The following is a 25,267-nucleotide window of genomic DNA, read 5'->3' as shown; positions in this document are numbered from 1 at the left end:
CGGATCAGAGCGATGGGCGTCGATCCGTCTGATACCTTGGCCTTGACTCTGCATGCAACGACGAGGATGCAGGCCCGTTGGTCATGAAGCCACGGAACTTGCAATGTAGGATGTTGGAATCCAAACTCGGCGTAGCCAAACACTGCAATCATGACCACGTACCAAGAACTCCTGGCCCAGAAGGCTGCCCTGGACAAGCAGGCTTCGGAGCTGGACAGGCAATTGCAGGATGCCCGCAAGGCAGAGCGAGCTGGGGTGATTGACCACATCAAGCAACTGTTGGCTGCCAATGGTTTGACTGTGGCCGACTTGGGGTTGAAGGCCGGTGTGGCGACCCGCTCCAGTGCTGCAGCAGGCAGCAAGGTCGCCCCAAAATATCGCAACGTTGACACGGGCGAGACCTGGAGCGGACGGGGACTTCAGCCTAAGTGGATCAAGGCCGCGTTGGCCGCTGGCAAGACGCTGGATCAACTGAAAGTAGGTTGATTACAAGGCCATCGGTTCAGGGGGTAGTCGCAGGTGCGGTCGCCATCCCGTTCTTGGGAAACGAGGCCTGGAGCCGAGGGTCACAACTGTAGCGCTGTACCAGTTTGCAGAACGGACAGTTGTCGCCCAAGTGGACCACGGTGCCGATGGCCATCAGCACATCGCTGCCGCAGGTCGGGCAAGCGAGGACCTCGAACACCGGGGTGCTGGTCAACCAGATGCCATCGGTGTGCGATGCCAGATCAAACGCTCGGTCAAAGCTGATGCGGTGCGGGCATTGGCAGACGGCTTGGTATCCGCGGTAGGCGCTGACCAGCGTCTCTGCGGCGCCGAAGCCAGTGTTGCGCAGGCGGCGGTACATCGACATGAAGATCGAGGATTCTGCCCTCGCGATGAGGTTGGCGCCGTGATACCACTCCAGGGAATTAGGCGGGCGACCGCGTGGGATCGCTTGTGGGTCGTTGAAGAACAGCCTCTGTACGTCCCGAGGGTTGAGCCCTGTGAGGTGATGGATGGTGCGCACCCGGGCACCCAGTTGAGCGCAGTCTTGCGCCAGGCGTATGGCGCACAACTGGCGGTCAGCACGCGTTGACATCATGGTCCCCTCCGGTCACGACGTGCTTGCGGGCACCATGGGCGCGAGTTGCCGTGGCCTTGGCGCATGAACAGCAGCCAGCGATGCCTGAAGCGGCGCGGGGGCCTTGAGCAAGGCAAGCAAATCCTGGCGTGGAGGGAAGAGGGTGCTTTGGCCGATCTGATCGACGAATGCCCACAACTGTTCCTGGCTCATTGCACCAAGGAAATCTGCTTGGGCGGCATCCAACCCGAACTTACAGCATGTCGATACCCGATCTTGCGCAATGCCCAGCCTGATGGCCTGCAACAGGTACAAATTGGTCAACTGCACATCGGTGAACTGGATGCTGCTCATGGTCTTCTCCTGTTGGTGTGCCCAGATGCGAGTCGAGATGGGCCAGGTATTGCGGCGAGGTATGACTGCTTTGGTGTTGTGTGTGTGGAGTGACGGGTCGGCTCAGCATATTCATGACCACGCCATGGAATCAATGCCCGAGTGCGGGGGGATGGCGTGTTTGCCATCGACAACAGCCCGCATTGCCTGCCGCATTTGTCACCCTCAATGAGCGTCATGCCTGGAACTTGAGCGTGGAATTAAAAAACCACCAGAGCCAAGGCCCTGGTGGTGAATCACTGTGATCCGAGATCAGATGGCTTGTGCCAACTCCTTCCATTCCTTGACTGACAGTTCGATCAATTTCCCGCCCAGGGCTTCAAACTCGGTGGCACGGTCGTAGTCCTCAACTTCCTGGGAGAAGTGCGTGACGGCATTCACCAGGCCATACCCCGATAGATCACCTTCGGCGATCAGGTGGCGCAGCACCCCGGCGCGCTCGACATCGTTCAAGGTATAGCGCTGAGCCAGCACTTCCACCGTCTTGACGGGGTTGCCGACCAGGTGGATCTGCAAGGTCTTTTGCATCTTCTGCGCAGCCTGCATGAACGTTGCCTCAGACACGGCCGCTTGCACCACGTCGCGAACCTTCAGGAAGAAGGCTTTGTCGTCGGCCTGCAAGGTGTCGTCCTTGAAGACCATGATGCTTTCATCGGACCCGAGCGCTCGCCCGACGTGGGTTTTGCGCAAGGAGCGGTCTGAAGCAATCAGGCCATTGCGGCACACCAGTCGGTACAGCAAGGGCTGAACCGACAGCGTGCCTTGTCCCACCTCCGAGTTGGAGATGACCACGCCAGCCTGTACGACGTCGCCAGGCGCCATCTCGACTTTTAACTGTGGCGTGATGCACTTGATGTACATCCGCGTGTCGGTGAGTTCCACCGATTCGAAGCGCACATCAGGCAACTGCTGCAGGATGGGCAGCACGCTCTCGGCCAGATCGTAGTTGTCCAGGCGACGGTAGCGGTCTGACAGCACGGCTCGGACGTTGCCATCGAGCGTGCGGATCATGCGACGGTCATCGTCGCTTTGCAGCCAGGTGTTCACGTTGCGGTCCAGCAAGACCGGCTGTTCGGAGCGCATGCGCTCAAAGTAGGCGTAGGGAATTTTCAACTTGTCAGCCAACTGGCGGCGCGCCAGAGGCATGACGCCATAGGGCGTCGAGGCCCCGCCTTCGCCAATGACGAGACGGGTCTCGCCTGTGTCGTCGGTATCGTGCCGCAGCAGCGACGAGGGGACCACCAGGTCCTTCTTGGATTGCAGTTGGCGCTCAAGTTCATGGGCCAGGCTCACCAGGGAACGTCCGCTTCTCATATCAAGCTCCTGTTCGGGAAAGAAATGGCGGAGACGGCATGGCCCACATGCGGGGATGCACATCCCCGCCAGGGTTGATGACGGATGGGCTCTGACCCATCCACGCAGGGCGCGCACTGACCACTGGCCAGGGATCGCGCCCGATTCACAAATCACTCATGCAAAACGCCAGGGCTGTCTTTGCCTTGCCATGTGGCTTGGCCTGGTTTGACAGCTACCAGTGGGGATACATGACTTACGTGGTTCGGGAGGCGTGCTCCGCCTTGGCCAGCCACACATCGGCCCAGTCGGTGCCCGGGGTCTTGGGCAAGAGCACCCGCACTTGCCGGGGGCCGCTCTGGTGCTCCTGCTTCTTCAGCCGCCGAGCCAGGGCAAAGGCAAACATCTGGCCGTCAAAGTCCGCTTGGGCATCGTTATCGGCATAGATGCAGATGCTCTGCACCGAGTCGGGCAGCCACAGCTTTTCCAGGTTCCCGGCGTTGAGTCCTGCCCACACGGGTTTGCCGGTGGCCAGGTGCACCGCCATGGCGGTCTCGATGCCCTCGGCAATGGCCAGTTCGTGCTCGGGTTCGAACAAGCGCACGGAAGCACCATTGATACCCGAGGAGAGAACCTTTTTGGCCTCGCTCACATTGGCCTTGCGGCCATCCTTCAGATACGTGCGGTGCAGCGTGACTGCGTGACCATCGGCACCCTGGATGCAAGCCAGCATGGCGGCGTATTCGGCCACTTTGCGCGACTTGCCCGAGGTCGGATCCTTCTCGTAATAGCCCAGCGCTGGATGCAGGCGCAGCACCTTGGGGTAGTGGGCCAAGGCGAGCCGCCGACCGGACAGGTAGCGGTCCACCTCATCACCGGGTGTCACGGGCGTGGCTTCCTCCCAGAGTCGCTTGGCCAGAGCCTTCATGCGCTCGGCAGACGGCTCCGGTGACGCCACATGCGGGGCAGGGCGCGAGGTGCCCACCACGCGCTCGACTTCCTTGAGCGCGGTGTTGAAATCCAGGCCTGTGACGGCCTGCAGCAGCTTGAAGCCACCTCCCGCGCCACAGGCGCGACAGTGGTAGTTGCCTTCACCGAATTTGTCGGTGTACTGAAACCGGTCGGTGCCGCCACAAAGCGGGCAAGGCAGGTTCCGTTTCTTGAGGATCTGTTCGCCAACGCCCAGGCTGCCCAGGATTTCGGTCCAGCGACCGTGGGCCCGGCGTTTGACGTCTTCAATGCGAGCTTCGTACTCGGGGTTGTTCATGATGAACTCCGTGTTGATGACATGTCCTCCAGGGGATAGAGCAGCGGTCAGCCGCGATGGCGAACCGATGGGGTGAACAACTGGCCCGCCTGCAGTGCTTCGATCACGCTGTGCTCGACGAACTCCCAGGGCAGTTGGTGCTGCGTGTGCAAGACCTGGCCTTTGTCGTCCAGGCGTTCGACCTTGAAACCTGCCTGGCTCCACAGCACGCGGTAGGTCAGCCAGTCGGCACCGGCGATGACAAAGATGCGGCCAGCCTGGCCCGTCAGGACTTCACTTTCCTTGACCAGGAACTCGATGTCCTGGGGCTCATCGACCATCAGCATCGGAATGCGGTGGCCGTGGGCATGGGCTTGTTTGTGCATATGGCACTCCATGTGTGAGTTGAGGGCCAGGGCTGATCGGACAGATCTGGCCTCGGCCCTGTTTTGAGGCGGTTGGGATCAGGTGAACAGATCGCCCTGCTCGGACATCTGCTTGAGCTGTTCATTGATCCATTGGGGATTCCTGGCCAGGCGCGCTTCAACCCAATGGGGGTTGCTGGCGATGGCATCTCGAACCCACTGGGGATAGCGCTCAAGCGATTCAGACAGCCAGGCTTTGAGCTTGTTGCGGATGTGGTCGCGGATGTCTTGCGCATCCACAAGGCCACAGTACGCGATGGGCGACAGCGGGCTGCAGCCCACAACACGCAGGCAGTTCACGAATGAGAAGGGCTGTTGGTCCTTTTCTCGCTCGGTGAACACCCAGCGCAGGGTGTCGAACTTGTCTTCCAACGGCGTGGTCGGGTCAGACAACTGGTTGATCTCCTGCAGCAAGCGCCAGTGCAAGAAGACGATGTCCTCCTCGCTCCAGTCGATGCGTTCGGTCGGATCGTCCAGCGACTGTGGGTCTGGCGGTTGATCCGGAAAAACGGACTGCGTCGCCCCCATGAAGCCATTCAAGGCAGCTGGGGGGTGAACCAGGGATGTGCTCGTGTGCAGCATCGTGGCCTCCATGTGAAATTGGGAGGCACGGCGCACCACGGGTGGGGCAATGCCCCACAGGGTGATGAACAGTCGGCAAGGTGTTATGACGCACTGCCGATGGCGATGAAAAGACTCCAGGGCTGGCTTGATCGGGTGGTGAGCCCGTTCGGATCGGTGTGCCAGCTACCGATCGAAGAAGGCTTTCTGGGTGAGGGCGCGCATGCCGCGTCAGTGCGGTCGTGCACTCACCACGAAAGTCGCTTCGATGGCATCGGAACGGTGGTGACCGTCAAGGGTTTGATGTGAACTCCAGGGCTTGCCTTGTTTGAATGCAGGGCCAGCTGCCGCATGTCAGCAAGGTAGTGCCTTGCCATGAGGATGGTCAAGATGGTTCCATGCCAAAACGGGGGCTGATGCCGAAAGGGCCTTTAATTGCCGATGATTCCCGGTGGTGATGCATGAACGCGGTTCGCAAGATGGTGGCGAGCACGCCAGTCACGGGAGCGCGACATGTCTGATATTCACCAGATCGTCAAGATGGACCAGGGCGGGGTCAACGACCGGATCCTGGCCAAAGAAAGCAAAGCAGATTTCAGGCGCATCGAAGCGGCCAGTGTGAAGATGCCCACGCGCTTCACCAGCGCAGAGGGCAAGCGCTTCTTTGTTCGCTTGTTCAACACGCTGCAGCTCAACATGCACTTCATCTCGGTGATCGCACGCACGCGGCTGGATCACGATGACATCGTCAAGGTGGAGGCCAGCGTTCGGGCGAAGCTTGACGCGGTCAACGAGAGCCTGAACAGCGCCATCGATGGCGCAGAGGCCTTGTTCAAGGCCCATGGCATCACCAGTGTGGCGACGTATGACACCGTGGCCCTGGCGGTGGACGTCAGTGTGCTGTCGTCGTTTGGGCGTCGCTTCCTGGAGGTCCTGGGTAAGCTGGACCAGTTGATGCCACTGCTCCAGACGCTGGAGATCCATGAAGTGATCACTGCGCAGGCGGTGGACATCCAGCGCGCCAGCCTCAAGCGTCAGGTACGCGACGTGGCCAACGGGGCTCGCAATCTGGCCACTGGCCTGAGGCGCCGCATGAATGCCATGGGTGAACGGGGTGAGGGCGGTCCCGAGTCTGTGCCAGCCCCAGCAGCAAATGTTCAAGCATCTGGTGTGCTTGCTCAGGAGCTGGAAGCGACCGGCGATGATGCAAGTGTTTCGTCAGCCACGGACACCATGGAGCCTGTGGTTGCTGCTGTTGTCGTCAAGTAGCTACTCAACGCGACCTGGTTGATGCTGGCAAGCGCCACGCGCAAGGGGCCAACTTCACGGACGATTTCGAGGAGCACAAGCCGTTCTTGCCTTGAGGCGTCCCATGTCGTCCGCTAAGGTGACATCGGGACGCATGTTGCGCCACCGTCGCAGTCGATACCTGCCTGCCTGTGCCTGTCCACGTTGCGCTGAGCCAGCCCGTTGACGAGGCACGATGTACTTGGAGTTGCTCACAACCACACCGTGCGACCGGGACGCCGCCGATGTGATGCCGGAGTCGTGCGTCCCTATCGGCATGCGCAAACCCTGACCTAGCGCCGCCGCTACAGAGCAGGTCATGTCTTCCATCGGCATTCGCCGTGAAGAGGCCAGATCATGCCTAAACCCAACCGGGGTGCCGTTGTCGTGCCCGCGGCGCCTGTCCATGCTGTTGCGGCGCCATCATTGCCGCAAGTTGGCTTTCTCCGACAGGCACAGGTTCTGCAATTTGTTCCCATCTCCAAGTCCACACTGTGGCGGCGCGTGCAGACGCGCACCTTTCCTGAGCCCGTCAAGCTGTCGGTGCGCGTGACCGTCTGGAGGGTGGAGGACATCAGGCAATGGATCGCTGAACAAAGTAGCCGTGCCTGACGCCCTTTGCTGAAGCCGATGTTCACGCTTGCAGAGCCCGCCCTCTTGCAATGCACCTTGCTTGGCATGCCTTGCCCCGATATCGAGCGCGCTGGGGCCTTGGCACACGCCAATGCATGGGAAGTGTGCTGCTACCCATGCGGGGTGGTGCCACGGAACTTGCTTGCTTCTGGGTGTTGTCACGTGGCTTTTGTCCACGCCAAAGCAGATCTGCCTGATGCCGAAACCCCCCGCCTTCACCGGCGATTTCGACTGGTGAAAAGTGCGACCAGGGTTGAGCATGAAGGCACTTTGGCAGCGTGAGGACAAGTAAACAAAGCAGGGAGAGGGTCATGTCATGCGTACCAGAACTGGAACCAGACGGGAGTACCGTTGCCCAATCGATCCGGATGCTCAAGGAGGTCATCGATGGCGACACCTATGAGACCGTGGCCGCGCGTTTTGGCGTGTCACGCACGGCGGTTGAGCGGCGCATCAAAGCCATTGCGGTGCAGTTGAGCCAAGTGGCCGACATCGATGGTTTGAATGAAGATGGCGCCGCATTCGTCAGACGCTTGCGCCTGCACCGCGATGCCATCCTGACGGCCTTGGTGGATTTCGATCCGAGAAAGACGGTCGAGCATCGTTCAAGCCGCATCGTCTCCATGGATGAGATCATCCAGGCAGGCAAGCGCATCAAGGGGCGCAGCAATCGGGCCTGGCATGACCTGTCGCTGTTCTATCTCCTGTTCGCCACGGGCGCACGACCCCTGGAGATCGCCCGCCTCGAAGTGCGGGACTACCTGAACTCCGATGGCAGCGTTCGGCGCCACTCCCAGATGCGTGCCGAGGTGGCCATCACTGGAAAGGCCCGCCCATTGCACTTCGCCAGCACGAGGCTGGACGAATCGCTTTCAAACTACTTGGAAGAGCGCCTGAGGCTCGGGCTGGGCTTGGGACGGGATGGTGCTTACAGAGGGCTTGATCCAGATAGCCGCTTGTTCCTGTCTACAGCAGGAGAGGGGTTCAAGATCACACCCTATGGTGCGCCTGGTCAGCGACGGTTCTTGTGTCGACCGATCCTGGAGACCTATCGCAAGCTGTTTCGCTATGCCGAGATGAAAGGCGTGACGGCGCTGTCTGTGCGGCGCACCGTCGTGGCACGCCTCTATGAGCGTGGCGCTGATGAGGACGATGTCGGCCTGATCCTGGGCATCAGCGAACGCAGTGCGGTGCGCGAACTGCTGGCTCGCCACAAGCCGACCATCGAGCAACTGCTCGATGAACTGGTGTGAACACCATGCCCACCCGTCAAGGCGCTGAAGGCGACAGTCAGCGCTTTTCCATCAAAGGGCGGGTGGTGGATGCAAGTGCGCCAGACATGCAGGATCTGCTGGCTCACGTGTACGAGACCCCCGAACGTCCCCGATGTCTGTGTGTTCCTGGTGGTGTGGAGATGTACGTGGCGCGGCACCGTCAGTTCGTTGTCAAGCGCATGCCGGAAACCGGGTGTCGGCATCACCCATCGTGCCCATCCTTTGAGCCAGAGTGGCAACAGTCAGGCCTGGGCGAGTTGGTGGGCGAGGCTGTTCTGGAGATGGTTCCTGGCCAGATTCAACTGCGTGTGGACTTCCCATGGGTGCGCACGGTGGGGCGTAGCTTGGTTCGAGGTGAAACGCATGACGTGAACGAGGTGGAAGCGCCCAGGCGACGAATGAGCCTGCATGCCCTGATGCACTTCCTGTTCGAGCGAGCAGGCTTCAACCGATGGAGCCCGGCTATGGAGGGCAAGCGCAATCAAGGTGTCCTGCACAAATACCTGATGAATGCGGCCGAGGACGTGATGGTCAAGGGTGCTGGGTTGAGCGAGCGTTTGTACGTGCCCGAGCCCTTCAGCGAAGCCAGCAAATTCGAGGTAGCTCAGCGCCGTCGCAACAAGCTGGCGGTCTTGCATCCGCATGAAGGGCAAAGCCCTCTGGCGGTGGTCATCGGAGAGTTCAAGGTCAGCGAGGTAACGGCCCTGGGTCGGCGTGTTTGGATCAAGCACATGCCCGATGCCCCCCTGCTGGTGGGCACCAAGACCTGGGAGCGCATTGAGCGGGTCTTCGCGCCATTGTTTGAAGCCCGTGACGCTGACAGCGGATACAAGGTCCGTTTGGTGCTGGTGGCACTGATACGCGCTCGCCGTGAGCACACCTATGAAATTGATGCGGCCAGTTTGATGTTGACTAGCGAGCACTGGATCCCTGTGGAGGGCGTGCACGAGTTGCCGCTGGTGCATGCGCTTGTCTCTCAGGGCCGACGCTTTGTCAAACCACTGCGTTACGACGCCAGGAGCGCCGTTGCATTTCCCAATGCTTTGTTGCTGGATGCCGGTTGTCTGCCGGTGCCTTTGCATGTCATCAGCGCATTCATGCCCCCGAAGGATCGGGCGGAAAAAGATCGCGTGGTGCGAACGTCCGGTGTTTCATCCTGGCTCTGGTGGAGTGCCGAAGAGATGCCTGCGTTGCCAGAGGCAATGACGTCCAAGAGTCATTGAGCGAACCTCGGGCATATGGGCTCCGATGACCACCGTCTTGAGTCCTTCCAAGGCTGAGATAAACATTGGTCAGATGATTGGCAGGTGTCGATCACCGGCGTTTGCCGTGGCTTGCTGAGACATGTTGTCGAGCTGTCGGCTGCTCAAGAGCCTCCCCCTGGCCAAGCCCACTCAAGATGCCGCAATGCGCCACGTCTTTTGCCTGAGCACATTGCCCCCGCAGGGCCACCAGTTGTTTTTTCAAGGCGGTCAGCTCTCGAATCCGTTGGGCCACGTGTTCGATGTGTGAGGGATCCCGCTGCTTGTCCTTGTTCTTCGTCGAACTCGGCGCCCCGACGATCGTTGCGTCAACGATCGCCTGTGCCCCAACTTTCAGCCCTCGTACCTGGAGCACCTCGCCCACCTTGCCCTGCCCAACTCGTTGTTCTCCAACAAACGGAGAAACTTCGGCAAGGTCGTCGCATCGGGCAGCGATACTGCTGATACTCCGCGTTCTGATCTGCCGCTACCGCAAGTGTCTGCTGCTTCATCTTTGGGATCCTCCAACGAGTGCTTGCTAGGCATGCAAGTCATGCGCCAGATCGGACCTTTTTCAGCATTGCCCTAAGCCGGAAGGAGTGATAGATGCATGATGTCTGAAGACAATCTGAAAGGCCCAAATGGTGAGGACGTTCGATCATCCGTTAGCCAAGATGCTGCCGTGTCATCGACCGATCGATTCTACGAAGACCATGCGGTCGAATATTTCTCAGGGACCTCCGGTGCCCAGACGCAGTTCGTCCTCGATCGGTTCCTGTCACATCTGCCGGCCAATGCCGCCATCCTTGATGCCGGCTGCGGCTCCGGTCGGGACCTCAAGTACTTTCATTCGCGGGGTCATTGCGCGTTGGGCATCGATGCCTCGACAGCCCTCGTACAAATGGCGGCGGAGTATTCGGGCGCCCCATGTGAAGTCGTTCGCATAGAACGCATCAGCTATGAAGAACGGTTCGATGGGGTATGGGCATGTGCCTCATTGCTCCACTTGCCTCGGGACGCATTTCGCCCCGCACTTCGTAGCCTGAACCGGGCCCTCAAAAGAGGCGGCACACTCTTCATGGCAGTCCAGGAGGGGCAGGGCGAGGCGATTCGCCCGGACGGCCGGTTGTACGTCTACTACTCAGAAGACGATATACGCACGTCACTTGACGCTGCCGGGTTGGCAGTGAATGAACTGTGGACGACGCGGAATTCGGCTGAGGCTGTGCACCAGCCGGTATGGATCAATGTCATTGCCACGGCGCAATAGCGCGCCAGGACTGCACTGGCCGTCGGCATACTTCCCTGTTAACTCGGCTTAGTTTCCGTTTTCCCTCCCCGCAACTCGCAGACGAGCATCAAGACAGCACCGAGGGTGATGCCGATGTCGGCCACGTTGAAGGCCGGCCAGTAGAACGACTGCCACCTGACATCAATCCAGTCCACCACCGCCCCGCGAGCGAGCCGATCGAGCAGGTTCCCTAAAGCACCGCCTAGGAGGAGCCCGAAGGCCAGCCGCTGAGGCCGACCGGTTTGAGGCCGCCGAATCAGTACGGCAAAAACAACCGAGGCGGCCACAGCCACGGCGCTGAAGAAGAGGCGCTGCCATCCACCTGCGTCGTGCAAGAAGCTGAAAGCGGCACCTTCGTTGCGCCAGTGGACGATGTTGAGCACCGGGAGCCATGGCTCGCTGGAGCCATACGGGAGTGCAGCGACCACCGCAGCTTTGCTTGCGATGTCGATCAGGAAGACGGCTGCGGCTGCAAGGAAGGCACGCGCAACGCTCGGATCCATTGTTTGGCGCATCCTCACTGGACCTTGTCCCTCTCGCCGGGCGCCCTGAGCAGGCGCAACCCGTTGAACACCACGACCAGGCTCGCACCCATGTCAGCCAGGATTGCCAGCCACAAGCTGGCGTGTCCCGTGAAGGTCAAGACCATGAACACCGCCTTGGTGCCGATGGCAAAGGCGATGTTGGCTCTCAGCACATTGCCCACCCGATGTGAGAGAGCGATGAACTCTGGCAACTTGCGCAGATCGTCTTGCATGAGCGCCACGTCTGCGGTCTCAATGGCTGTGTCAGTGCCTGCTGCGCCCATGGCGAAGCCGATGCTTGCCTTTGCAAGGGCTGGCGCATCGTTCACCCCGTCCCCGACCATGCCGACTGGTCCTTGGGCGGCCATTGCCTCGATGGCCAAGAGTTTGTCATGAGGCAGCATTTCACCGCGAGCATCGCTGATGCCCACCTGAGCCGCGACCGCCTGCGCTGTCTTCTTGTTATCCCCAGTGAGCATGACCGGCTCGACCCCCAATTGCCTGAGCTGCGCGACGGCCACTTTGCTGCTCTCGCGGACAGTGTCGGCCACGGCCAGCACGCCGAGGGCCTGTGTGGCGGTGGAGAGCACGACAGCGGTCTTGGCCTGGGCTTCCATCTGCTCAAGGAGTTGTAACACGCGTTCGTTCGTCACCCCCAATTCATTGGCCAGCCGCTGATTGCCGATGTAGTAGGTCTCGCCGTCTATCGCGCCCTTCACACCGCGGCCAGCGAGCGCCTCGAAGGCCTGGACGTCGGCGTGCGGCTGGTCTCCATAGGCCCTGACGATGGCGGTGGCCACAGGATGCTCGGACAAGGCATCGAGGCTGGCAGCGATCCGGAGGACCTCTTGGCGCGAGAGCGGACCGAGCTCGACCGTGTCCGTGAGCACCGGTTTTCCATGGGTGAGCGTTCCGGTCTTGTCCAGTGCGACGGACTTGAGCAACCGGCCTTGCTCCAGATACAGTCCGCCCTTGACGAGAATGCCTCGCTTCGCTGCTGCTGCCAGACCGCTGACCACTGTCACTGGGGTGGAAATGACCAGTGCGCACGGGCAGGCGATCACGAGCAAGACCAAAGCCTTGTACGTCCAGTCGTACCAGTCGCCGCCGGCCACAAGTGGAGGAATGAGGGCGATTCCAAGGGCAAGCACAAAGACTGCTGGCGTATACACGCTGGCAAAACGATCGACAAACCGCTGTGTGGGCGCACGTTGGCCCTGGGCCTCTTGCACGGAGCGGGCGATGCGGTCCAATGTCGTGTCACCCTTGCGGGCTCGAACCTCGAACTCAAGCGTTCCGCGCTCGTTGATGGTGCCCGCGTAGACCGTATCGCCTGGGTTCTTCTCCACAGGCATGCTCTCGCCGGTGATCGGTGCCTGATTGACCGCCGACTTGCCGGAGACAACCACCCCATCCAGCGCGATCCGCTCGCCGGGGCGCACACGCACGATGCCGCCGATGGCGACCGTGTCGGCCTTGACTTCGGCCCAGCGCCCATCGCTTTGCCGCAAGAGGGCCGTTTCCGGAGCCAGGTCCATCAGTTTGCGAATGGCGTTGCGAGCTCGATCCAAGCTTAAGGCCTCGATCATTTCGGCCACGCCGAACAGCCAGATGACCACTGCTGCCTCTGGCCACTGTCCAATCAACGCTGCGCCGATGACCGCGATGGTCATCAAGAGATTCATGTTGAGCGATAGGGTGCGCAGAGCAATCCAGCCTTTGCGCAGGGTGGCCGTGCCGCCTAGACCGATGGCGGCCAAGGAGGCTGCAATAACGGGCATGGATGACTCGTCCATGCCTGAGAAGGCCAAGACCTCTGCACCCATCGCCAAGACGCCTGCTGCGGCCATTCGCAGCCATTCGGTTTTCGTGATTCCTGTGCCGAATTCCTTCGTGACGGCAGGAGCGGGATCATTGTGGTCCTGGAGCACAGGCGACAGCCCCAGACGCTCGATCGCCGCGGTGATGGGCGCCTCGCTCGGGAGACCATGGCTCACAACCAGCTTGCGGCTTAACAGGTCAAATTGAAGGGCTTCGACGCCGGCCATCCCCTCAAGCGCTTTGCGCAGCATGGCTTCCTCGGTGGGACAGTCCATTTTTTCGATGAGATAGGTCGCCTGGCCACGAGGGCTCGGCCCTGCCTCCCGCTCTACGCTTGCTTGCATGCCAATCTCATGCAAGGCCGCGAGGATCCCTGCGAGATCCACGGAAGCGTGCTGCACATCCAAACGGCGGTTCATCAGGTCGAAGTTGAGCCGCTCGATACCTTTGATCTTTTCCAAGCGCTTCCGGATGAGGCCCTCCTCGGTTGGGCAATCCATGTTGGTGATGAGAAGGCGCGAGGTGTTTCCAGTTGGCGGAGGAGATGGGGGAAAAGTCGCAGCAACCGGTGCCCGGCAGCTGGTGACGCCGCTGCTCAGCGCGGGCTTGCCGCAAGCTACCGGGCTGACAGATTCGCCATCCGTTGCAACGGTTCCTTTGACTCCAATGGCAAGCAAGGCGTCAAGGATAGGCGTGGTGGAGGTGAGGCGATGCCGTATGGACAGCCTGCCCGCACTCGAATCAAGTGAGAGATCCTCGATGCCGGTGATTTGACCCAGCTGAGCCCGCACAAGAGCTTCCGAACGCCGGTCCAAATCGGGTAGATCGAGCATCAGAACCGTGGGCGGGCCCTGTTGATCGCTGGCGCACGAACCGCAGGTGGCAGGCGCGGAAGTGGGTGCATCGTCAGTTTTCATAGGTGCCTCTTTTGCTGAACGGGTAAACCTGAAGTGGCCATGGAGCCGAGCGCGTGTCTGCAGGGGCGCGTTGCGCAGCAAAAAAGGCCGCCCTTCTTCAGGGCGGCCTCCATTACGTCATGACATGTCCAAATGACTGGCCCCGACGAAGACCTTGATCGATCTGGCGGCGAGGGAAGGGATCGCTTGGCTCAAATCGAAAGGCGTGAAGGAAAGGGTGTCGAACCGCCATATGACGTACTTCGTTTCGTTGCCATCCCTGATGGCCAACCTGACGGTCTCGAAACGGGTCACGTTGATCCAGCGAGTGGTAGGCAGGATTTCGATGGTCCGTTCTACTTCGGCCGTGGATGCAGGCGTTCCAAAGATCGAGGCCTTGGGCGTCGCTGCGGAGGACTGAGCAAACGCTTGGCTTCCGAGCGCGAAGGAAGCGGTCATGGCGAGTTGGATGATGAGCTTCATGGATTTTCCTTTGTTTGGTCGAGGTGACAATCAGCGAGTCCGCCGATCAGCCATCGACCAGAGAATGAGGTTGAGATGCCGCTGCTCATGGCAGGCATTGGTGCTGCGGCACGGTGCTGGTCTCGGGGGGGCGTCCTGGGCGGGCGCCTCGGGCCGTCTGGCCGGTGGGAGATGGGTTCGATCAACGGTGCAGGCTCCCATATGGACGGCAACGCAGGTTCTAGCGCCTCGGCGTGGGTCCCCGGAAGTCCCAGGGTTGTGCAACAGGCCTCACAAACGCACGGTTCTGCTGGAGCCTGGCATGCATGCGGTACCGCCGCGAAATCATCCTTGGCTCCGTCAGGCGTGCTGAATGGCGGGCAACAACGTGACGGAGGAGGGCAGAATTGGGTATCAAAGTCTCCCGAAAATGACCTGGCCGACTCATGAACACCTAGCTCTCGCGCCTCAGCGCCGCCGCTTCCCGCCATGGTCATGGCGAGAGCAAGCCATAGCAGCAGTGATTGAAGAGGATTGGCCATTGAGGACAGGTTCATTTGAAGCAAGCACACCATTTAAAACGCTGCACCAACTCCAGGGTCAAGTAGTAAATTAGTCAATTCGTCGCCACCTCGCAACGTCTAAGAGGCGTCTGCCTCGTCAACCTGAGTGCTTTCGCGCGCTTCGGCAAGGATCTCTCGGCCACCTTTGAACGCGATGGCGCTCACCACCATTCCAAGAATCAGATCCGGCAAGTTCGAACCAAGCCACATCACCAGCGCACCCGATGCGACGATGGCCAGGTTCACGATCGAATCGTTGCTTGTGAAGATTGAGGATGCTTTGAAGTTGACGTCCTTGCCCTTGTGTCGCTTGAGGAGCCTCAGGCAGAACAGGTTCATGCCGGCATTGACCGCCGCCATGGTCATCATGGCCGGTCCAAGAGGCGCTTCGCCCCCGAAGAAGCGCCGCAGGACTTCGCTGAGCATCAACACTGCGAGCCCGATCAGGAGCCAGCCAGACAGGCGAGCTGCCCTTGCTTTGATGGCGGCTGAGCGGCCAACAGCGTAAAGGCTCACGCCATAGACAGAGGCGTCGGCAAGGTTATCAAGCGCTGCTCCCATCACGGCCGTCGAGGACGCCCACGCGCCCACGGCGAATCCGGCGATACATTGAGCAAGGTTGATCATGAGTACCTGCCAGAGAATGCGCCTGTCCGAAGCCTGTCGGCCGTCCAGGCCATGATCGTCGTCGTTACTCATCAGTATTCCCTCCAAGGGCAGCGGACCAATGGGCCAATTTAAATCTTGGTGAGGCATTTGAAACCATGTACCCAGTAGAGAGTCAAGGGGTACGCGACCATCATCCTTTCCCCTATACTTCCGTTCTATGCGCCGATTGATTGCCCTCATCTTGCTGGTATTGGTGCCTCTCCATTTCAGTTGGGCGGCGATGGCGAGCTATTGCCAGCACGAAACTGGGCGATCGGCGACACATGTCGGACGGTAATCCCCCCGCAAAACCAGCGCAGTGAGAAGTAGAAGTTTTCGAAGGAAAATTTCTACCATGAAGAAGTCCCGATTCACCGACAGCCAGATCATTGATGCGCTCAAGCGTGTGGAGGCTGGCTTGGCCGTGCCGGAGTTGTGCCGAGAGCTGGGCATCAGCACGGCCACGTTCTACAAGTGGCGCTCGAAGTTCGGCGGCATGGATGCCTCGCTGATGGCATGCATGAAGGAGCTGGAGGAAGAAAACCGCCGGCTACGCAAGATGTACGTCGAAGAAAAGCTCAAGGCCGAGATCGTGTCGGAGGCCCTCGCAAAAAAGTGGTGAAGCCATCTCGCCGCCGCGAGATGGCTCAACGATCGGTTCAAGAGTTTGGCGCTTCGATCAAGCTGGCCTGTCAGGCCTTCCAGATCAGCCAGGCTTGTTATCGGTACGAGGCCAAGCACCAGGCCGAGAACGATGAGATCGCCGACTGGCTGCTGCGCTTGACGGACAACAACCGCAACTGGGGCTTTGGGCTGTGCTTCCTGTACCTGCGTAACGTCAGAGTGTTGAATCACGAGCAAAACTGAGCCAGGCGTCACGTCCAAAACTGAGCCACTAGGTTGACGAAGAAATGGACTGCTCGGATGTGGATAAGTCTACTGTCTGGTCTGCTCCTTTGGGTGTTTTGATGCGGTTGGACTTGCTGGCGGCCGGTTGTGCCGTCGAGTGCCTGAATCGCCAGCTCTGATTGCCGGTCTCGACGATGTGGCAGTGATGGGTGAGCCGGTCCAGTAGCGCCGTGGTCATCTTGGCGTCGCCAAACACGCTGGCCCACTCCGAGAACGACAGGTTGGTGGTGACGACCACGCTGGTGCGCTCGTACAGCTTGGACAGCAGGTGGAACAGCAAGGCGCCACCGGCCTGACTGAAGGGTAGATAGCCCATCTCGTCGAGGATGACGAGATCGACGTACATGAGCCGATGCGCCAGTTGCCCGGCCTTGCCCAGTGCTTTCTCGGACTCCAGCATGTTGACCAGCTCCACTGTGGAGAAGAAGCGCACCCGCTTGCCATGTGCACGGATGGCGTGAATGCCAAGGCTGGTGGCCAGGTGAGTCTTGCCGGTACCCGGTCCACCCACGAACACCACGTTGTGGGCTGAGTCGATGAACTTGAGCTCGTGGAGCTGGCGCACCAGCGCCTCATCCACCTGGGCCTGCTCGAAGGCAAAGCCAGCCAGGTCGCGGTGATGGGGAAATCGGGCAGCGCGCATCTGATAGGCCATGGAGCGCACTTCCCGGTGCGCTCCCTCGGCCTTGATGAGCTGATGCAGCAAGGCTTCATGGTCGAGCGACTTGAGCCGCGCGATACCCAGCAGTTCAGGCCAGGCACTGGCCATGCCGTGCAGGCTCAAGCCCTTGAGGCCAGCGGCGATGTCATTGGACATGGTCACCCTCCTGGATCTGGCGCAGGCGGTCATAGCGCGACACATCGGCCTGAGGCGGCTCCTGCAACGTCAGTGAAGTCAAGGCGGCTTCGGGCAAGCTGTGCACAGCTTCGGGTTCCTTGAGCCTGGCCAGTACGTTGAGCACATGGTCGGCGCTCACGCGGCCGGATTGCAGCGCCAACTCGACGGCAACGAGCACGTCATCGAGCCCGTGCAAGGTAATCGCCATGAGCACCTGGGCCATCACGCGGTCGCCGCCAGGGTGGCGCAGCAGGTGCGCCTGAAGATGTTGCAGGGGCTCGGGCATGGTCTTGAAGGGCGCGCCGTTGCGCAAGGCCCCGGGCTTGCGTTCGAGCAGGCTGATGTAATGGCGCCAGTCGTACAAGGTCTGCCCACGCTCAAAACTGCGTGGCAGGCTCACTGGCGGCTCGGGCGCATCGGTGCTGGGGCCGACCACCACCAAGCGGTCAGGATAGGCGCGCAGGCTCACCGTTGCGTGCGCCCACTCGCAAGGCACGCTGTAGCGGTTGCGCTGATAGTGGATCAGCGAGGTGGCCGTTACCCGTGCCACCTGCTCGACATAGCCATCGAATGGCGCAGGGTTGGGCATCAGGTGCGTCTGCTCTTGCTGCCAGACGTCGGCAATGGTCAGCTCGGGCCACTCGGGGTGCGGCAGTTCATGCCAGGCGTCCAGGCAGGCCTGGTGCAGCCACGCATTGAGGCTCTCCAGGTCAGGCCAGCGGCGTTCGGCCGCCTCCAGCCAGATGCCGCGACGGCGATCCTGCACGTTCTTCTCGACAATGCCCTTCTCCCAGCCGGCGGCGCGGTTGCAGAACTCAGGCTCGAACAGGTAGTGGCCCGTCATGGCCTCGAAGCGGGCGTTGACCGTGCGGCTCTTGCCCTGGCCAACCTTGTCGACAGCGGTCTTCATGTTGTCGTAGATGCCCCGGCGGGGCACGCCACCGAAGGCAGCAAAGGCCCGCGCGTGGGCATCAAACAGCATCTCGTGGGCCTGGCTGAAGTAGGCGGTGAGCATGAAGGCGCGGCTGGCCGCCAGCTTGGTGTGCGCGGCCTCCAGGCGTTTGCGCATGCCGCCCACGAACAGGTACTCGCAGCTCCAGTCGAACTGGAAGGCCTCGCCCATCTCGAAACTCATGGGCACGAAGGCCATGCGCGTGGGCGCATCGGACTGCGCCTGCTGCCAGCGCTTGGCGAACTCATAGACCGGGCCTCGGCTGCCCGGATAGCCCATGGCCCGCAATGCCCGGAACATGGCCTTGATGCCACGGCGCTCGCGCTTGTTGCGGTGGCTGTCGGCCTTCAGCCAGGTGGACAGCTGTTCCTTGTACGGATCCAGAACGCTGGGGACGGTCGCCCGCTTGGGGTAGCTGGGCTCGACCATCTCATTGGCCTCCAACCACTTGGCGGCCGTGTTGCGAGAGATGCCGAGCCTTCGGCTGGCTTCGCGCACGCTCAGGTGGTCACGGTGGACCATGCGGCGCAATTTGCTCAATGTGCTCACGTTGATCACTCCTGTCCCCCGCTGCTGCAAAAAGCAGCAGGGTAGGTGGATAACGTGGCTCAAAATTGGACGTGACGGAGACCCTTCAGTGGCTCAGTTTTGCTCGTGATTCAACAAACAAACCCTGCTTCGCTGAGCCCTTGGCGCAGGTACTCCCCGGTCTTTGGTTCGTCTTCTACGATCAAGATGCGCACGGTGATCTCCAGTTCCTGCCAGCGCATGAGTTTGCCGCCATTCTGACGTGCGTTTCGCAGATGACAAAACTGTCATCTGCGAAACAGGTTCTCGACAGGCTGACCTGAGCACAATGGCAGCTTGAAATCACAGCTTGCCAAGAGGAAGACATGCTATTGGCCCAATCGTCCTATGTTGTTCGCCCCGCACTGGGTCTGGTGCTGTTAGCCATGGGGGGGCTGACCCAAGCCCAGCAGCCTGCCAGTGCTGAACCAATCGCGCCACCTGAATTCAAGGTGACCTACCGATCCCCTATTGGCAGCTACCAGGGCTTTTCCGATCCGGTTCTCGCGGCCTGGAAGGAGTCCAACGACTTGGTCGGTCGAATTGGTGGTTGGCGAGCTTACGCACGAGAGTCGCGTGGTGGTCCCAACATCAAACCGAGCACCGAGTCTGGAAACGATGATCCGCACGCAGGTCACGGGGAGAGCCGTCGATGAAAGGGCTGTTCAATCGAGTACCGCTGAGAGCGGGTATCGCTGTGATCGGTTTGGGTGTTCTCTCGGGTTGTGCCAGCATCGACATTGGTCAATCGGTCAAGCGCATCAACGACGAAACCTCGGGCTTCACGCAGGGGAATCTGTCGCTGGTGACGAACGATTCTGAAAAGGCAAAGCTCGGCGGACGGGCTCAATCACTGCTGGAAAAGCCTTTGAGCCAGTCGCAAGCAGTGGAGTTGGCGTTGGTCAATAGTCCTTCCATGCAAGCCCTGCTGGCGCAGAGTTGGGCTGAAGCAGCTCAGACGGCTCAGTCAGGCCGCATCGCCAATCCGGTGTTCAGTTTTGAGCGCTTGCGCGCTGGCGATGAGCTGGAGTTGGGGCGCGCATTGTCCTTTGGTTTGCTTGACCTCATCTCTTTACCTTGGCGACAAAGTGCCGCCAGCCGACGAATCGATCAAGCACAGGTGAAGCTGGCAGCAGACGTCGTGGATCAGGTGACCTTGGTCCGCCAGGCTTGGGTCCGTGCTGTGGCCGCTCAACAGACGCTCAAGTATGCCGAACAGGTCTATGAGGCATCGCAAGCAAGCGCAGAACTGGCGCAGCGTATGCAAGCGGTCGGCAACTTCAACCGAGTTTCGCGCGCCAGGCAACAGGCCTTTTATGCCGACGCAGCAACCCGGTTGGCCTCTGTAAGCCATCTGAACACGGCGGCCAGAGAGGAGTTGGTACGTCTGCTTGGTTTGAACGATGCCCAAGTCGATCAACTGAGGCTTCCAGATCGTCTCCCCGACTTACCCAAGGAACCGGTGAATCCGAAGGCATTCAGTGCGCAGGCGTCTCAATCTCGACTGGATATTCGCTTGGCCCAGAGCAATTTCGATGCGTATGCCAAGGCTCAGGGTCTTGAACTGGTGAACTCGTTTACCGACATCGAGTTGACCGCCCGCAGGAACACCAAATTTGATAACGCAGCGGGAACAAGTTCCACTGCCAGAGGTTATGAGTTGGCCTTGCGACTGCCAATTTTTGACTGGGGCGGTATGCAGCGCGACGCCTTCAATGCGCGTACTTTGGCTGCGGCCAATCAGCTTGATGCCGTCATACGCTCAGCAGGCTCCAACCTGCGAGAGAGCTATTCGGCTTATCGAGCTGCTCATGACGTCGCCAGGCATTACAGAGACGAGGTTCTGCCTTTGCGCAAGGTCATATCGGATGAGAACCAGCTTCGCTACAACGGCATGCTCATCGGTGTATTCGAGTTGCTGGCCGACTACCGGGATCAAGTGGAAACTGTGATTGCCGCCATCGATGCTGAACAACAGTTCTGGTTGGCCGACGCCGCGATGCAGGCATCGCTGATCGGGCGCCCCACCAGTACCACCTTGTCCGTCGGCGGCGCAGCTCCCAGCGCCGGTGGCGGTCATTGATCAAAGGAACAAAGATGTCGTCAAGAAGAGATTTTTTCAGGATGGCTGGCATTGCTGGTGGCGCCGTGGCAGCCAGTGCCGTCAGTCGCGTGGCGATGGCCGCGTTGCCTGAGCCGGTGATTCAGACCAGTTCGGACACCATGGCTCCTCTCGTTCCTGAAACAGGGCGTGCTTACAACCCTGTGGTGACCTTGAATGGCTGGACTTTGCCTTGGCGGATGAACCAAGGCGTCAAGGAGTTCCATTTGGTTGCCGAGCCCGTGGTGAGGGAGATGGCGCCAGGCTTCAAGGCGCACCTGTGGGGGTACAACGGGCAAAGCCCTGGGCCCACCATCGAGGTGGTTGAAGGCGACCGTGTTCGGCTTTATGTCACCAATCGGTTGCCTGAGCACACGAGCATCCATTGGCATGGACAGCGGCTGCCCAACGGCATGGACGGTGTGGCCGGTTTGAATCAGCCCGCCATTCCTGTGGGGAAGACCTACGTTTACGAGTTCGTGGCACGTCGTCCAGGAACGTTCATGTATCACCCCCATGCCGACGAAATGACACAGATGGCCATGGGCATGATGGGGTTTTGGGTCACGCACCCGAAGAACAAGCACCCGTTAATCGATGAGGTCAACAGAGACTTCTGCTTCTTGCTCAATGCTTTTGACATCGATCCGGGCAGTTACACCCCCAAGACGATGACCATGCTTGACTTCAATCTGTGGGCGTGGAACAGCCGCATCTTTCCCGGGGTCGACTCGCTCAACGTTCGACTCAACGACAAAGTGCGCATCCGGGTTGGCAATCTCACGATGACGAACCACCCCATCCATTTGCATGGACATGAATTCTTGGTGACAGGCACCGATGGTGGCCCGACGCCGAAGAGCACTCGCTGGTACGAGGTGACCACCGACGTTGCCGTTGGGCAAATGCGGCAGATCGAGTTTTTGGCCGATGAGGAGGGGGACTGGGCTTTTCACTGCCACAAGAGCCATCACACCATGAACGCCATGGGGCATGACGTTCCAAATCTGATTGGTGTGGATCACCGTGGCGTTGCCAAAAAGATCAAGGGCCTTTTGCCTGAGTACATGGTCATGGGCGAGCGTGGGATGGCCGACATGACCGAGATGGAAATGCCGATACCTGACAACACGGTACCCATGATGACTGGCGAAGGGCCTTTTGGCTCGGTCGAGATGGGCGGCATGTTCAGTGTCGTCAAGGTTCGCAAGAACCAAAAGCATGGCGACTACAAGGACCCTGGTTGGTTTAAGCATCCTGCAGGCACCGTGGCACATGAATATACCGGCCCCTTGAGTGAGCCTGCCAGATTCAAGTCTGAAGGTGGGCAATCTATGCCCCGGGCCAAGAAGCCTGACAAGGCTGTCGAGGTGCGAGCCCGCAAGCCGACGTCTCACAGCGATCACTGATTCTCAACCTCTTGATACGGATTTTTCATGATGAACAAACGTCGATTCGCCACCCACTTCATTGCTGCAACTTGCTTGACGCTGTCCGCTTCCGCATTTGCTGGGGGAGACCATGCGCATGACCATGGTGCAGGAACCCAGGCCGCTGAAGAAACCGCCATCGGCAAGCCTGGTCGGGCATCGAAAGTCACCAGAACGATCAAGGTTTCGATGAGCGACAAGATGCGATTTGAACCTGCATCGATTCAAGTCAAGCAGGGCGAAACAGTGCGCTTCGTCGTCAGAAACGCAGGCCAGATCAAGCACGAGATGAACCTGGGGACCGAAAAGGAACTTTTGGAGCATTTGGAGGTGATGAAGAAGTTCCCGAACATGGAGCACGACGAGCCCAACAAGGTGACCATTGCGCCTGGGCAGCAAGGTGAAATCGTCTGGCAGTTCACTAAAGCCGGGACAGTGAATTTCGGGTGCTTGGTTCCTGGTCACTACGAGGCGGGCATGAAGGGCAAGGTCCAGGTTTCGAAGAAATGATCATGCGAGACCAATCTGTATCTCCATTGCGTTCCAGACGCAAAGTGCTGATGGCGGCCTTGTCGTTGGCATGTGCGCCGACGATTTGGGCGGCCTCAGAGGCTGCGGAGCGAACACCAATCAAGGTTTGGAAAGACCCTAACTGCGGCTGTTGCAAGCTGTGGGTCTCGCACCTTGAGCACAATGGCTTCGTCGTCACCGTGGTGGATGAAGGCAACAAGGCCGCGCGTGCCACCCTTGGCATGCCGGAGCGCCACGCCTCCTGTCACACGGCGGTGGTGTCCGGCTATGTGATCGAGGGGCACGTCCCTGCGCGCGATATCCGCCGGTTGCTCAAAGACAGGCCACATGCCCTGGGTTTGGCTGTGCCTGGCATGCCTGTCGGATCTCCTGGGATGGATGGGCCTGACTTTGATGGTCACCGCGATCCATACCAAGTGCTGCTGATCCGCAAAGACGGATCGGTTCTGGTTTTTAACTCTTACTCATGAGGTCAACAATGAACGCCATTGCTAAGTTTTTAGCCGTATCGGCTTGTGCCATCGGTATCGCTTCTCCACTTGCTTCTTTCGCGCAAGCAGATATGGATCATTCGAAGATGGAGTCCGCGCAGGCTCCCGCAATGACCGACGGCGAGATCAAGAAAATTGATCAGACCAACGGCAAAGTCACCATCAAGCATGGTGACATCAAGCACCTGGACATGCCAGGCATGACCATGGTGTTTACCGCCAAAGACAAGAGCATCTTGTCCAATCTCAAGCCTGGTGATCAGGTGAAATTCATGGTCCTCAGCGAGGGTGGGAAGATGATCGTGACGGAAATAAAAAATGCGCCCTGACGAAAGTGTTAAATCACGTTAGGCGCCAGGCTTGTTGAGTTGGTGTTGACTGTCTTTGCTCGGTGGTGTTTTTCCGAGATCGATTCAATCAGGCTTTGCTTGGGCAATTTATCTGATCGGTTGATTGGTTAGAGGATCGCCCATAGTCCAATTCAGTGCCCACTCTGCTGAAGATGGTGTTTGGCCTGATTTGGGAGTGCTTTTTATTTTGGGGCTGTGGTGAAGAGCTATTTTCTTTTTCTTCGGTATGCATTGAAAAACTGGTTATCGAAAGAAAAATTGGTGGACGAGAGCTCAGCGTTTGATGTGTCCCTCACTTCACACGGAGATCGTGTCAACAGGGTTCATTTGGCGATCGAATCTGCGTGCAGCGGAATTAAGCCCAGAAGAGTCATTCTGTTCTTGTCTCGGGAAGATTGGCCGGGGCGATTGCCGAAATCGTTGACGCGTTTGTGTCATCGTGGATTGGAGGTGATAACCTGCGAAAACGATGGGCCTCACAAAAAGCTGCAACCTTATCTGCAGATGAATGCCTCTTTCGTTCGACCTTTGATCACCATTGACGACGATGTTTTTTACGAACATCTTGCTTTCAAGCATCTTTTTGATGCCTGGTTGAGCGATAAGGCCGTTATTCATTGTTTGCGCGCTCGGTCTGTCTTAACGAATGGCGATGCATTGATGCCCTACATCGCATGGCCGCTTTGCAATAGCAGTGTCCCCTCCCATCTAAATTTCTCCACTGGAGTGGGTGGTGTACTTTACCCACCTGATTTTCTGCTTCTGCTCAAACGAGTCGGACTCGGTTACCGGGCGACGTGTCCTGATGCGGATGATATTTGGGTTAACGCGTGTGCTGTGCGCTCCGGATTTCGGGTCAGGCAAGTTTTCAATGCTCCCTCACGCAGACCAGATATACCTGGGTCCAGACGTACGGCCTTGTTCAAAAAGAACATCCGTTTGGGTGGCAATGATGCGCAATTGGCAAGGGTGTATGACAAGTACATTATTTCAAGAATGACGGATGAGTTTTCAAGACGTTTTAATATTGACGAGATGCTGTCAAATTAGTCATCGCGACGTCATGTCTATGTAAGGTGGCAGCGGTTAAATTGCATGTCGTGGCCTTATATATTTTATTCGAAGGCCACATTTTTGCCAATTTCTAAGAGGAAACACCATGAAAAATTCTACCTCGTTGATCACGCTTGTCGCCTTGATTGGATTTGTCGGGTCTGCTTATGCTGGTGATGCGGCTAAAAATCAGGCCGCTGCTACGCATCAACTGAAAGATGGTGGCACGCTTTACATTTTCAAGGATGGAAAAATGGCGAAGGAAAGTAAGTATGGAAAAGCCGTTTACATGAAAAAAGGTGAAACGTTAGAAACCGTCGACGGGAAGAAGATAGTTGCGAGCAGCAACGAGGTGGCAAGGCTTGGCAACCTGATCAGCGAAGGACACCTGGATTGATTGGATGATGCGTTGCTTGCCCACATC

The 25,267-nt window shown here is 59.1% G+C and carries 25 protein-coding genes and 3 pseudogenes; 14 read left to right on the top strand and 14 right to left on the bottom strand.

Annotated elements, in window-relative coordinates; genetic code table 11:
- The first annotated feature begins 150 nt into the window (after positions 1–150).
- On the top strand, positions 151–486 hold the full coding sequence (locus AC3WW4_RS10860; RefSeq protein WP_109036423.1) for an H-NS histone family protein: 336 nt from the start codon (positions 151–153) through the stop codon (positions 484–486).
- Positions 487–502: 16 nt separating this feature from the next.
- Here AC3WW4_RS10860 and AC3WW4_RS10855 read toward each other — a convergent pair whose 3' ends face one another.
- The 6 genes from AC3WW4_RS10855 to AC3WW4_RS10830 all read right to left on the bottom strand — a co-directional run bounded on the left by AC3WW4_RS10855 (position 503) and on the right by AC3WW4_RS10830 (position 5,002).
- Positions 503–1,084 (bottom strand): FlhC family transcriptional regulator, encoded by a 582-nt coding sequence (locus tag AC3WW4_RS10855; RefSeq protein WP_109036425.1) that lies wholly within the window; start codon positions 1,082–1,084, stop codon positions 503–505.
- A 12-nt stretch (positions 1,085–1,096) separates the two neighbouring features.
- Entirely contained in the window at positions 1,097–1,417 is a 321-nt protein-coding gene (locus AC3WW4_RS10850; RefSeq protein WP_109036427.1) for a hypothetical protein, read from the bottom strand.
- Between the two features lie 291 nt (positions 1,418–1,708).
- Positions 1,709–2,770, bottom strand: coding sequence for a DUF932 domain-containing protein (locus AC3WW4_RS10845; RefSeq protein WP_109036429.1), 1,062 nt, complete (start codon positions 2,768–2,770; stop codon positions 1,709–1,711).
- A gap of 235 nt (positions 2,771–3,005) precedes the next feature.
- Positions 3,006–4,016, bottom strand: a complete 1,011-nt coding sequence (locus tag AC3WW4_RS10840; protein WP_109036431.1) for a DUF7146 domain-containing protein — start codon at positions 4,014–4,016, stop codon at positions 3,006–3,008.
- 47 nt (positions 4,017–4,063) lie between these two features.
- On the bottom strand, positions 4,064–4,381 hold the full coding sequence (locus AC3WW4_RS10835) for a hypothetical protein (RefSeq protein WP_208110799.1): 318 nt from the start codon (positions 4,379–4,381) through the stop codon (positions 4,064–4,066).
- Positions 4,382–4,459: 78 nt separating this feature from the next.
- Positions 4,460–5,002, bottom strand: coding sequence for a hypothetical protein (locus AC3WW4_RS10830; protein WP_109038287.1), 543 nt, complete (start codon positions 5,000–5,002; stop codon positions 4,460–4,462).
- A 492-nt stretch (positions 5,003–5,494) separates the two neighbouring features.
- Here AC3WW4_RS10830 and AC3WW4_RS10825 point away from each other — a divergent pair, with 492 nt between their 5' ends.
- The 4 genes from AC3WW4_RS10825 to AC3WW4_RS10810 all read left to right on the top strand — a co-directional run bounded on the left by AC3WW4_RS10825 (position 5,495) and on the right by AC3WW4_RS10810 (position 9,398).
- Positions 5,495–6,250: a DUF1845 domain-containing protein gene (locus AC3WW4_RS10825; protein ID WP_230179385.1), complete on the top strand. Its 756-nt coding sequence runs from the start codon at positions 5,495–5,497 to the stop codon at positions 6,248–6,250.
- A 375-nt stretch (positions 6,251–6,625) separates the two neighbouring features.
- The gene (locus AC3WW4_RS10820; RefSeq protein ID WP_109036436.1) at positions 6,626–6,880 is read left to right on the top strand and encodes a helix-turn-helix transcriptional regulator; all 255 of its coding nucleotides are present in this window, start codon (positions 6,626–6,628) and stop codon (positions 6,878–6,880) included.
- Between the two features lie 332 nt (positions 6,881–7,212).
- A complete protein-coding gene (locus tag AC3WW4_RS10815) occupies positions 7,213–8,154 on the top strand; it encodes a site-specific integrase (protein WP_230179386.1) in 942 nt (313 codons plus the stop codon).
- Positions 8,155–8,159: 5 nt separating this feature from the next.
- Positions 8,160–9,398: a DUF1173 family protein gene (locus AC3WW4_RS10810; protein WP_058088280.1), complete on the top strand. Its 1,239-nt coding sequence runs from the start codon at positions 8,160–8,162 to the stop codon at positions 9,396–9,398.
- Between the two features lie 289 nt (positions 9,399–9,687).
- Here the strand turns inward: AC3WW4_RS10810 and AC3WW4_RS10805 are convergent.
- A pseudogene (locus AC3WW4_RS10805) lies at positions 9,688–9,869 on the bottom strand (IS5/IS1182 family transposase); the annotation flags it as partial.
- Between the two features lie 157 nt (positions 9,870–10,026).
- Between AC3WW4_RS10805 and AC3WW4_RS10800 the strand changes: the two are divergent.
- Positions 10,027–10,686 carry a class I SAM-dependent methyltransferase gene (locus AC3WW4_RS10800; protein WP_058088276.1) on the top strand — a complete coding sequence of 220 codons (660 nt, stop codon included), beginning with the start codon at positions 10,027–10,029 and terminating at the stop codon, positions 10,684–10,686.
- A 38-nt stretch (positions 10,687–10,724) separates the two neighbouring features.
- On the opposite strand, the gene lspA is transcribed toward AC3WW4_RS10800, so the two are convergent.
- The 4 genes from lspA to AC3WW4_RS10780 form a co-directional block, all read right to left on the bottom strand.
- Entirely contained in the window at positions 10,725–11,210 is a 486-nt protein-coding gene (lspA, locus tag AC3WW4_RS10795; RefSeq protein WP_058088281.1) for a signal peptidase II, read from the bottom strand.
- Positions 11,211–11,224: 14 nt separating this feature from the next.
- Positions 11,225–13,969, bottom strand: coding sequence for a heavy metal translocating P-type ATPase (locus tag AC3WW4_RS10790; protein WP_152987636.1), 2,745 nt, complete (start codon positions 13,967–13,969; stop codon positions 11,225–11,227).
- 117 nt (positions 13,970–14,086) lie between these two features.
- Positions 14,087–14,431, bottom strand: a complete 345-nt coding sequence (locus AC3WW4_RS10785; protein ID WP_230179387.1) for a CzcE family metal-binding protein — start codon at positions 14,429–14,431, stop codon at positions 14,087–14,089.
- Between the two features lie 620 nt (positions 14,432–15,051).
- Entirely contained in the window at positions 15,052–15,672 is a 621-nt protein-coding gene (locus AC3WW4_RS10780; protein WP_230179388.1) for a cation efflux transmembrane domain-containing protein, read from the bottom strand.
- A gap of 304 nt (positions 15,673–15,976) precedes the next feature.
- Between AC3WW4_RS10780 and AC3WW4_RS10775 the strand changes: the two are divergent.
- A pseudogene (locus AC3WW4_RS10775) lies at positions 15,977–16,464 on the top strand (transposase); the annotation flags it as partial.
- A 52-nt stretch (positions 16,465–16,516) separates the two neighbouring features.
- On the opposite strand, the gene istB reads toward AC3WW4_RS10775, so the two are convergent.
- The 3 genes and pseudogenes from istB to AC3WW4_RS10760 form a co-directional block, all read right to left on the bottom strand.
- On the bottom strand, positions 16,517–17,347 hold the full coding sequence (gene istB, locus AC3WW4_RS10770) for an IS21-like element helper ATPase IstB (protein WP_488827110.1): 831 nt from the start codon (positions 17,345–17,347) through the stop codon (positions 16,517–16,519).
- The gene (gene istA / locus AC3WW4_RS10765) at positions 17,337–18,869 is read right to left on the bottom strand and encodes an IS21-like element ISPa65 family transposase (RefSeq protein WP_488828428.1); all 1,533 of its coding nucleotides are present in this window, start codon (positions 18,867–18,869) and stop codon (positions 17,337–17,339) included. Before istA ends, istB begins: the two co-directional genes overlap by 11 nt.
- A 116-nt stretch (positions 18,870–18,985) precedes the next feature.
- A pseudogene (locus tag AC3WW4_RS10760) lies at positions 18,986–19,063 on the bottom strand (DNA-binding response regulator); the annotation flags it as partial.
- Between the two features lie 476 nt (positions 19,064–19,539).
- Here AC3WW4_RS10760 and AC3WW4_RS10755 point away from each other — a divergent pair.
- The 7 genes from AC3WW4_RS10755 (at position 19,540) to AC3WW4_RS10725 (ending at position 25,240) form a co-directional block, all read left to right on the top strand.
- Positions 19,540–20,970: a TolC family protein gene (locus tag AC3WW4_RS10755; protein ID WP_488828427.1), complete on the top strand. Its 1,431-nt coding sequence runs from the start codon at positions 19,540–19,542 to the stop codon at positions 20,968–20,970.
- A 14-nt stretch (positions 20,971–20,984) separates the two neighbouring features.
- Positions 20,985–22,397, top strand: coding sequence for a multicopper oxidase family protein (locus tag AC3WW4_RS10750; protein ID WP_488828426.1), 1,413 nt, complete (start codon positions 20,985–20,987; stop codon positions 22,395–22,397).
- A 27-nt stretch (positions 22,398–22,424) separates the two neighbouring features.
- A complete protein-coding gene (locus tag AC3WW4_RS10745) occupies positions 22,425–22,928 on the top strand; it encodes a cupredoxin domain-containing protein (RefSeq protein WP_488828425.1) in 504 nt (167 codons plus the stop codon).
- Positions 22,929–22,930: 2 nt separating this feature from the next.
- Positions 22,931–23,419 carry a DUF411 domain-containing protein gene (locus tag AC3WW4_RS10740; protein WP_488828424.1) on the top strand — a complete coding sequence of 163 codons (489 nt, stop codon included), beginning with the start codon at positions 22,931–22,933 and terminating at the stop codon, positions 23,417–23,419.
- 8 nt (positions 23,420–23,427) lie between these two features.
- Positions 23,428–23,769: a copper-binding protein gene (locus AC3WW4_RS10735; RefSeq protein ID WP_137839882.1), complete on the top strand. Its 342-nt coding sequence runs from the start codon at positions 23,428–23,430 to the stop codon at positions 23,767–23,769.
- 219 nt (positions 23,770–23,988) lie between these two features.
- Complete coding sequence (locus tag AC3WW4_RS10730) at positions 23,989–24,840, top strand: hypothetical protein (protein ID WP_488828422.1); 852 nt, start codon at positions 23,989–23,991, stop codon at positions 24,838–24,840.
- A 109-nt stretch (positions 24,841–24,949) separates the two neighbouring features.
- Positions 24,950–25,240 (top strand): CopK family periplasmic copper-binding protein, encoded by a 291-nt coding sequence (locus tag AC3WW4_RS10725; RefSeq protein ID WP_137839884.1) that lies wholly within the window; start codon positions 24,950–24,952, stop codon positions 25,238–25,240.
- Positions 25,241–25,267: the final 27 nt, after the last annotated feature.

The organism is Aquabacterium sp. TM01, from assembly GCF_057808345.1.
The sequence above is the reverse complement of the archived record's forward strand: the minus strand, read 5'-3'. Positions and strand labels throughout refer to the sequence as shown.

Bases quoted from the DNA above. Each gene is read 5' to 3' on its own strand.
- istB (WP_488827110.1), bottom strand. From the start codon at position 17,347: ATGTCCAATGACATCGCCGCTGGCCTCAAGGGCTTGAGCCTGCACGGC.
- AC3WW4_RS10855 (WP_109036425.1), bottom strand. From the start codon at position 1,084: ATGATGTCAACGCGTGCTGACCGCCAGTTGTGCGCCATACGCCTGGCG.
- AC3WW4_RS10815 (WP_230179386.1), top strand. From the start codon at position 7,213: ATGTCATGCGTACCAGAACTGGAACCAGACGGGAGTACCGTTGCCCAA.
- AC3WW4_RS10840 (WP_109036431.1), bottom strand. From the start codon at position 4,016: ATGAACAACCCCGAGTACGAAGCTCGCATTGAAGACGTCAAACGCCGG.
- AC3WW4_RS10745 (WP_488828425.1), top strand. From the start codon at position 22,425: ATGATGAACAAACGTCGATTCGCCACCCACTTCATTGCTGCAACTTGC.
- AC3WW4_RS10800 (WP_058088276.1), top strand. From the start codon at position 10,027: ATGATGTCTGAAGACAATCTGAAAGGCCCAAATGGTGAGGACGTTCGA.
- AC3WW4_RS10785 (WP_230179387.1), bottom strand. From the start codon at position 14,431: ATGAAGCTCATCATCCAACTCGCCATGACCGCTTCCTTCGCGCTCGGA.
- AC3WW4_RS10725 (WP_137839884.1), top strand. From the start codon at position 24,950: ATGAAAAATTCTACCTCGTTGATCACGCTTGTCGCCTTGATTGGATTT.
- AC3WW4_RS10820 (WP_109036436.1), top strand. From the start codon at position 6,626: ATGCCTAAACCCAACCGGGGTGCCGTTGTCGTGCCCGCGGCGCCTGTC.
- AC3WW4_RS10735 (WP_137839882.1), top strand. From the start codon at position 23,428: ATGAACGCCATTGCTAAGTTTTTAGCCGTATCGGCTTGTGCCATCGGT.
- AC3WW4_RS10750 (WP_488828426.1), top strand. From the start codon at position 20,985: ATGTCGTCAAGAAGAGATTTTTTCAGGATGGCTGGCATTGCTGGTGGC.
- AC3WW4_RS10790 (WP_152987636.1), bottom strand. From the start codon at position 13,969: ATGAAAACTGACGATGCACCCACTTCCGCGCCTGCCACCTGCGGTTCG.
- AC3WW4_RS10835 (WP_208110799.1), bottom strand. From the start codon at position 4,381: ATGCACAAACAAGCCCATGCCCACGGCCACCGCATTCCGATGCTGATG.
- AC3WW4_RS10825 (WP_230179385.1), top strand. From the start codon at position 5,495: ATGTCTGATATTCACCAGATCGTCAAGATGGACCAGGGCGGGGTCAAC.
- lspA (WP_058088281.1), bottom strand. From the start codon at position 11,210: ATGGATCCGAGCGTTGCGCGTGCCTTCCTTGCAGCCGCAGCCGTCTTC.
- AC3WW4_RS10830 (WP_109038287.1), bottom strand. From the start codon at position 5,002: ATGCTGCACACGAGCACATCCCTGGTTCACCCCCCAGCTGCCTTGAAT.
- AC3WW4_RS10740 (WP_488828424.1), top strand. From the start codon at position 22,931: ATGCGAGACCAATCTGTATCTCCATTGCGTTCCAGACGCAAAGTGCTG.
- AC3WW4_RS10845 (WP_109036429.1), bottom strand. From the start codon at position 2,770: ATGAGAAGCGGACGTTCCCTGGTGAGCCTGGCCCATGAACTTGAGCGC.
- AC3WW4_RS10780 (WP_230179388.1), bottom strand. From the start codon at position 15,672: ATGAGTAACGACGACGATCATGGCCTGGACGGCCGACAGGCTTCGGAC.
- AC3WW4_RS10850 (WP_109036427.1), bottom strand. From the start codon at position 1,417: ATGAGCAGCATCCAGTTCACCGATGTGCAGTTGACCAATTTGTACCTG.
- AC3WW4_RS10810 (WP_058088280.1), top strand. From the start codon at position 8,160: ATGCCCACCCGTCAAGGCGCTGAAGGCGACAGTCAGCGCTTTTCCATC.
- AC3WW4_RS10860 (WP_109036423.1), top strand. From the start codon at position 151: ATGACCACGTACCAAGAACTCCTGGCCCAGAAGGCTGCCCTGGACAAG.
- AC3WW4_RS10755 (WP_488828427.1), top strand. From the start codon at position 19,540: ATGAAAGGGCTGTTCAATCGAGTACCGCTGAGAGCGGGTATCGCTGTG.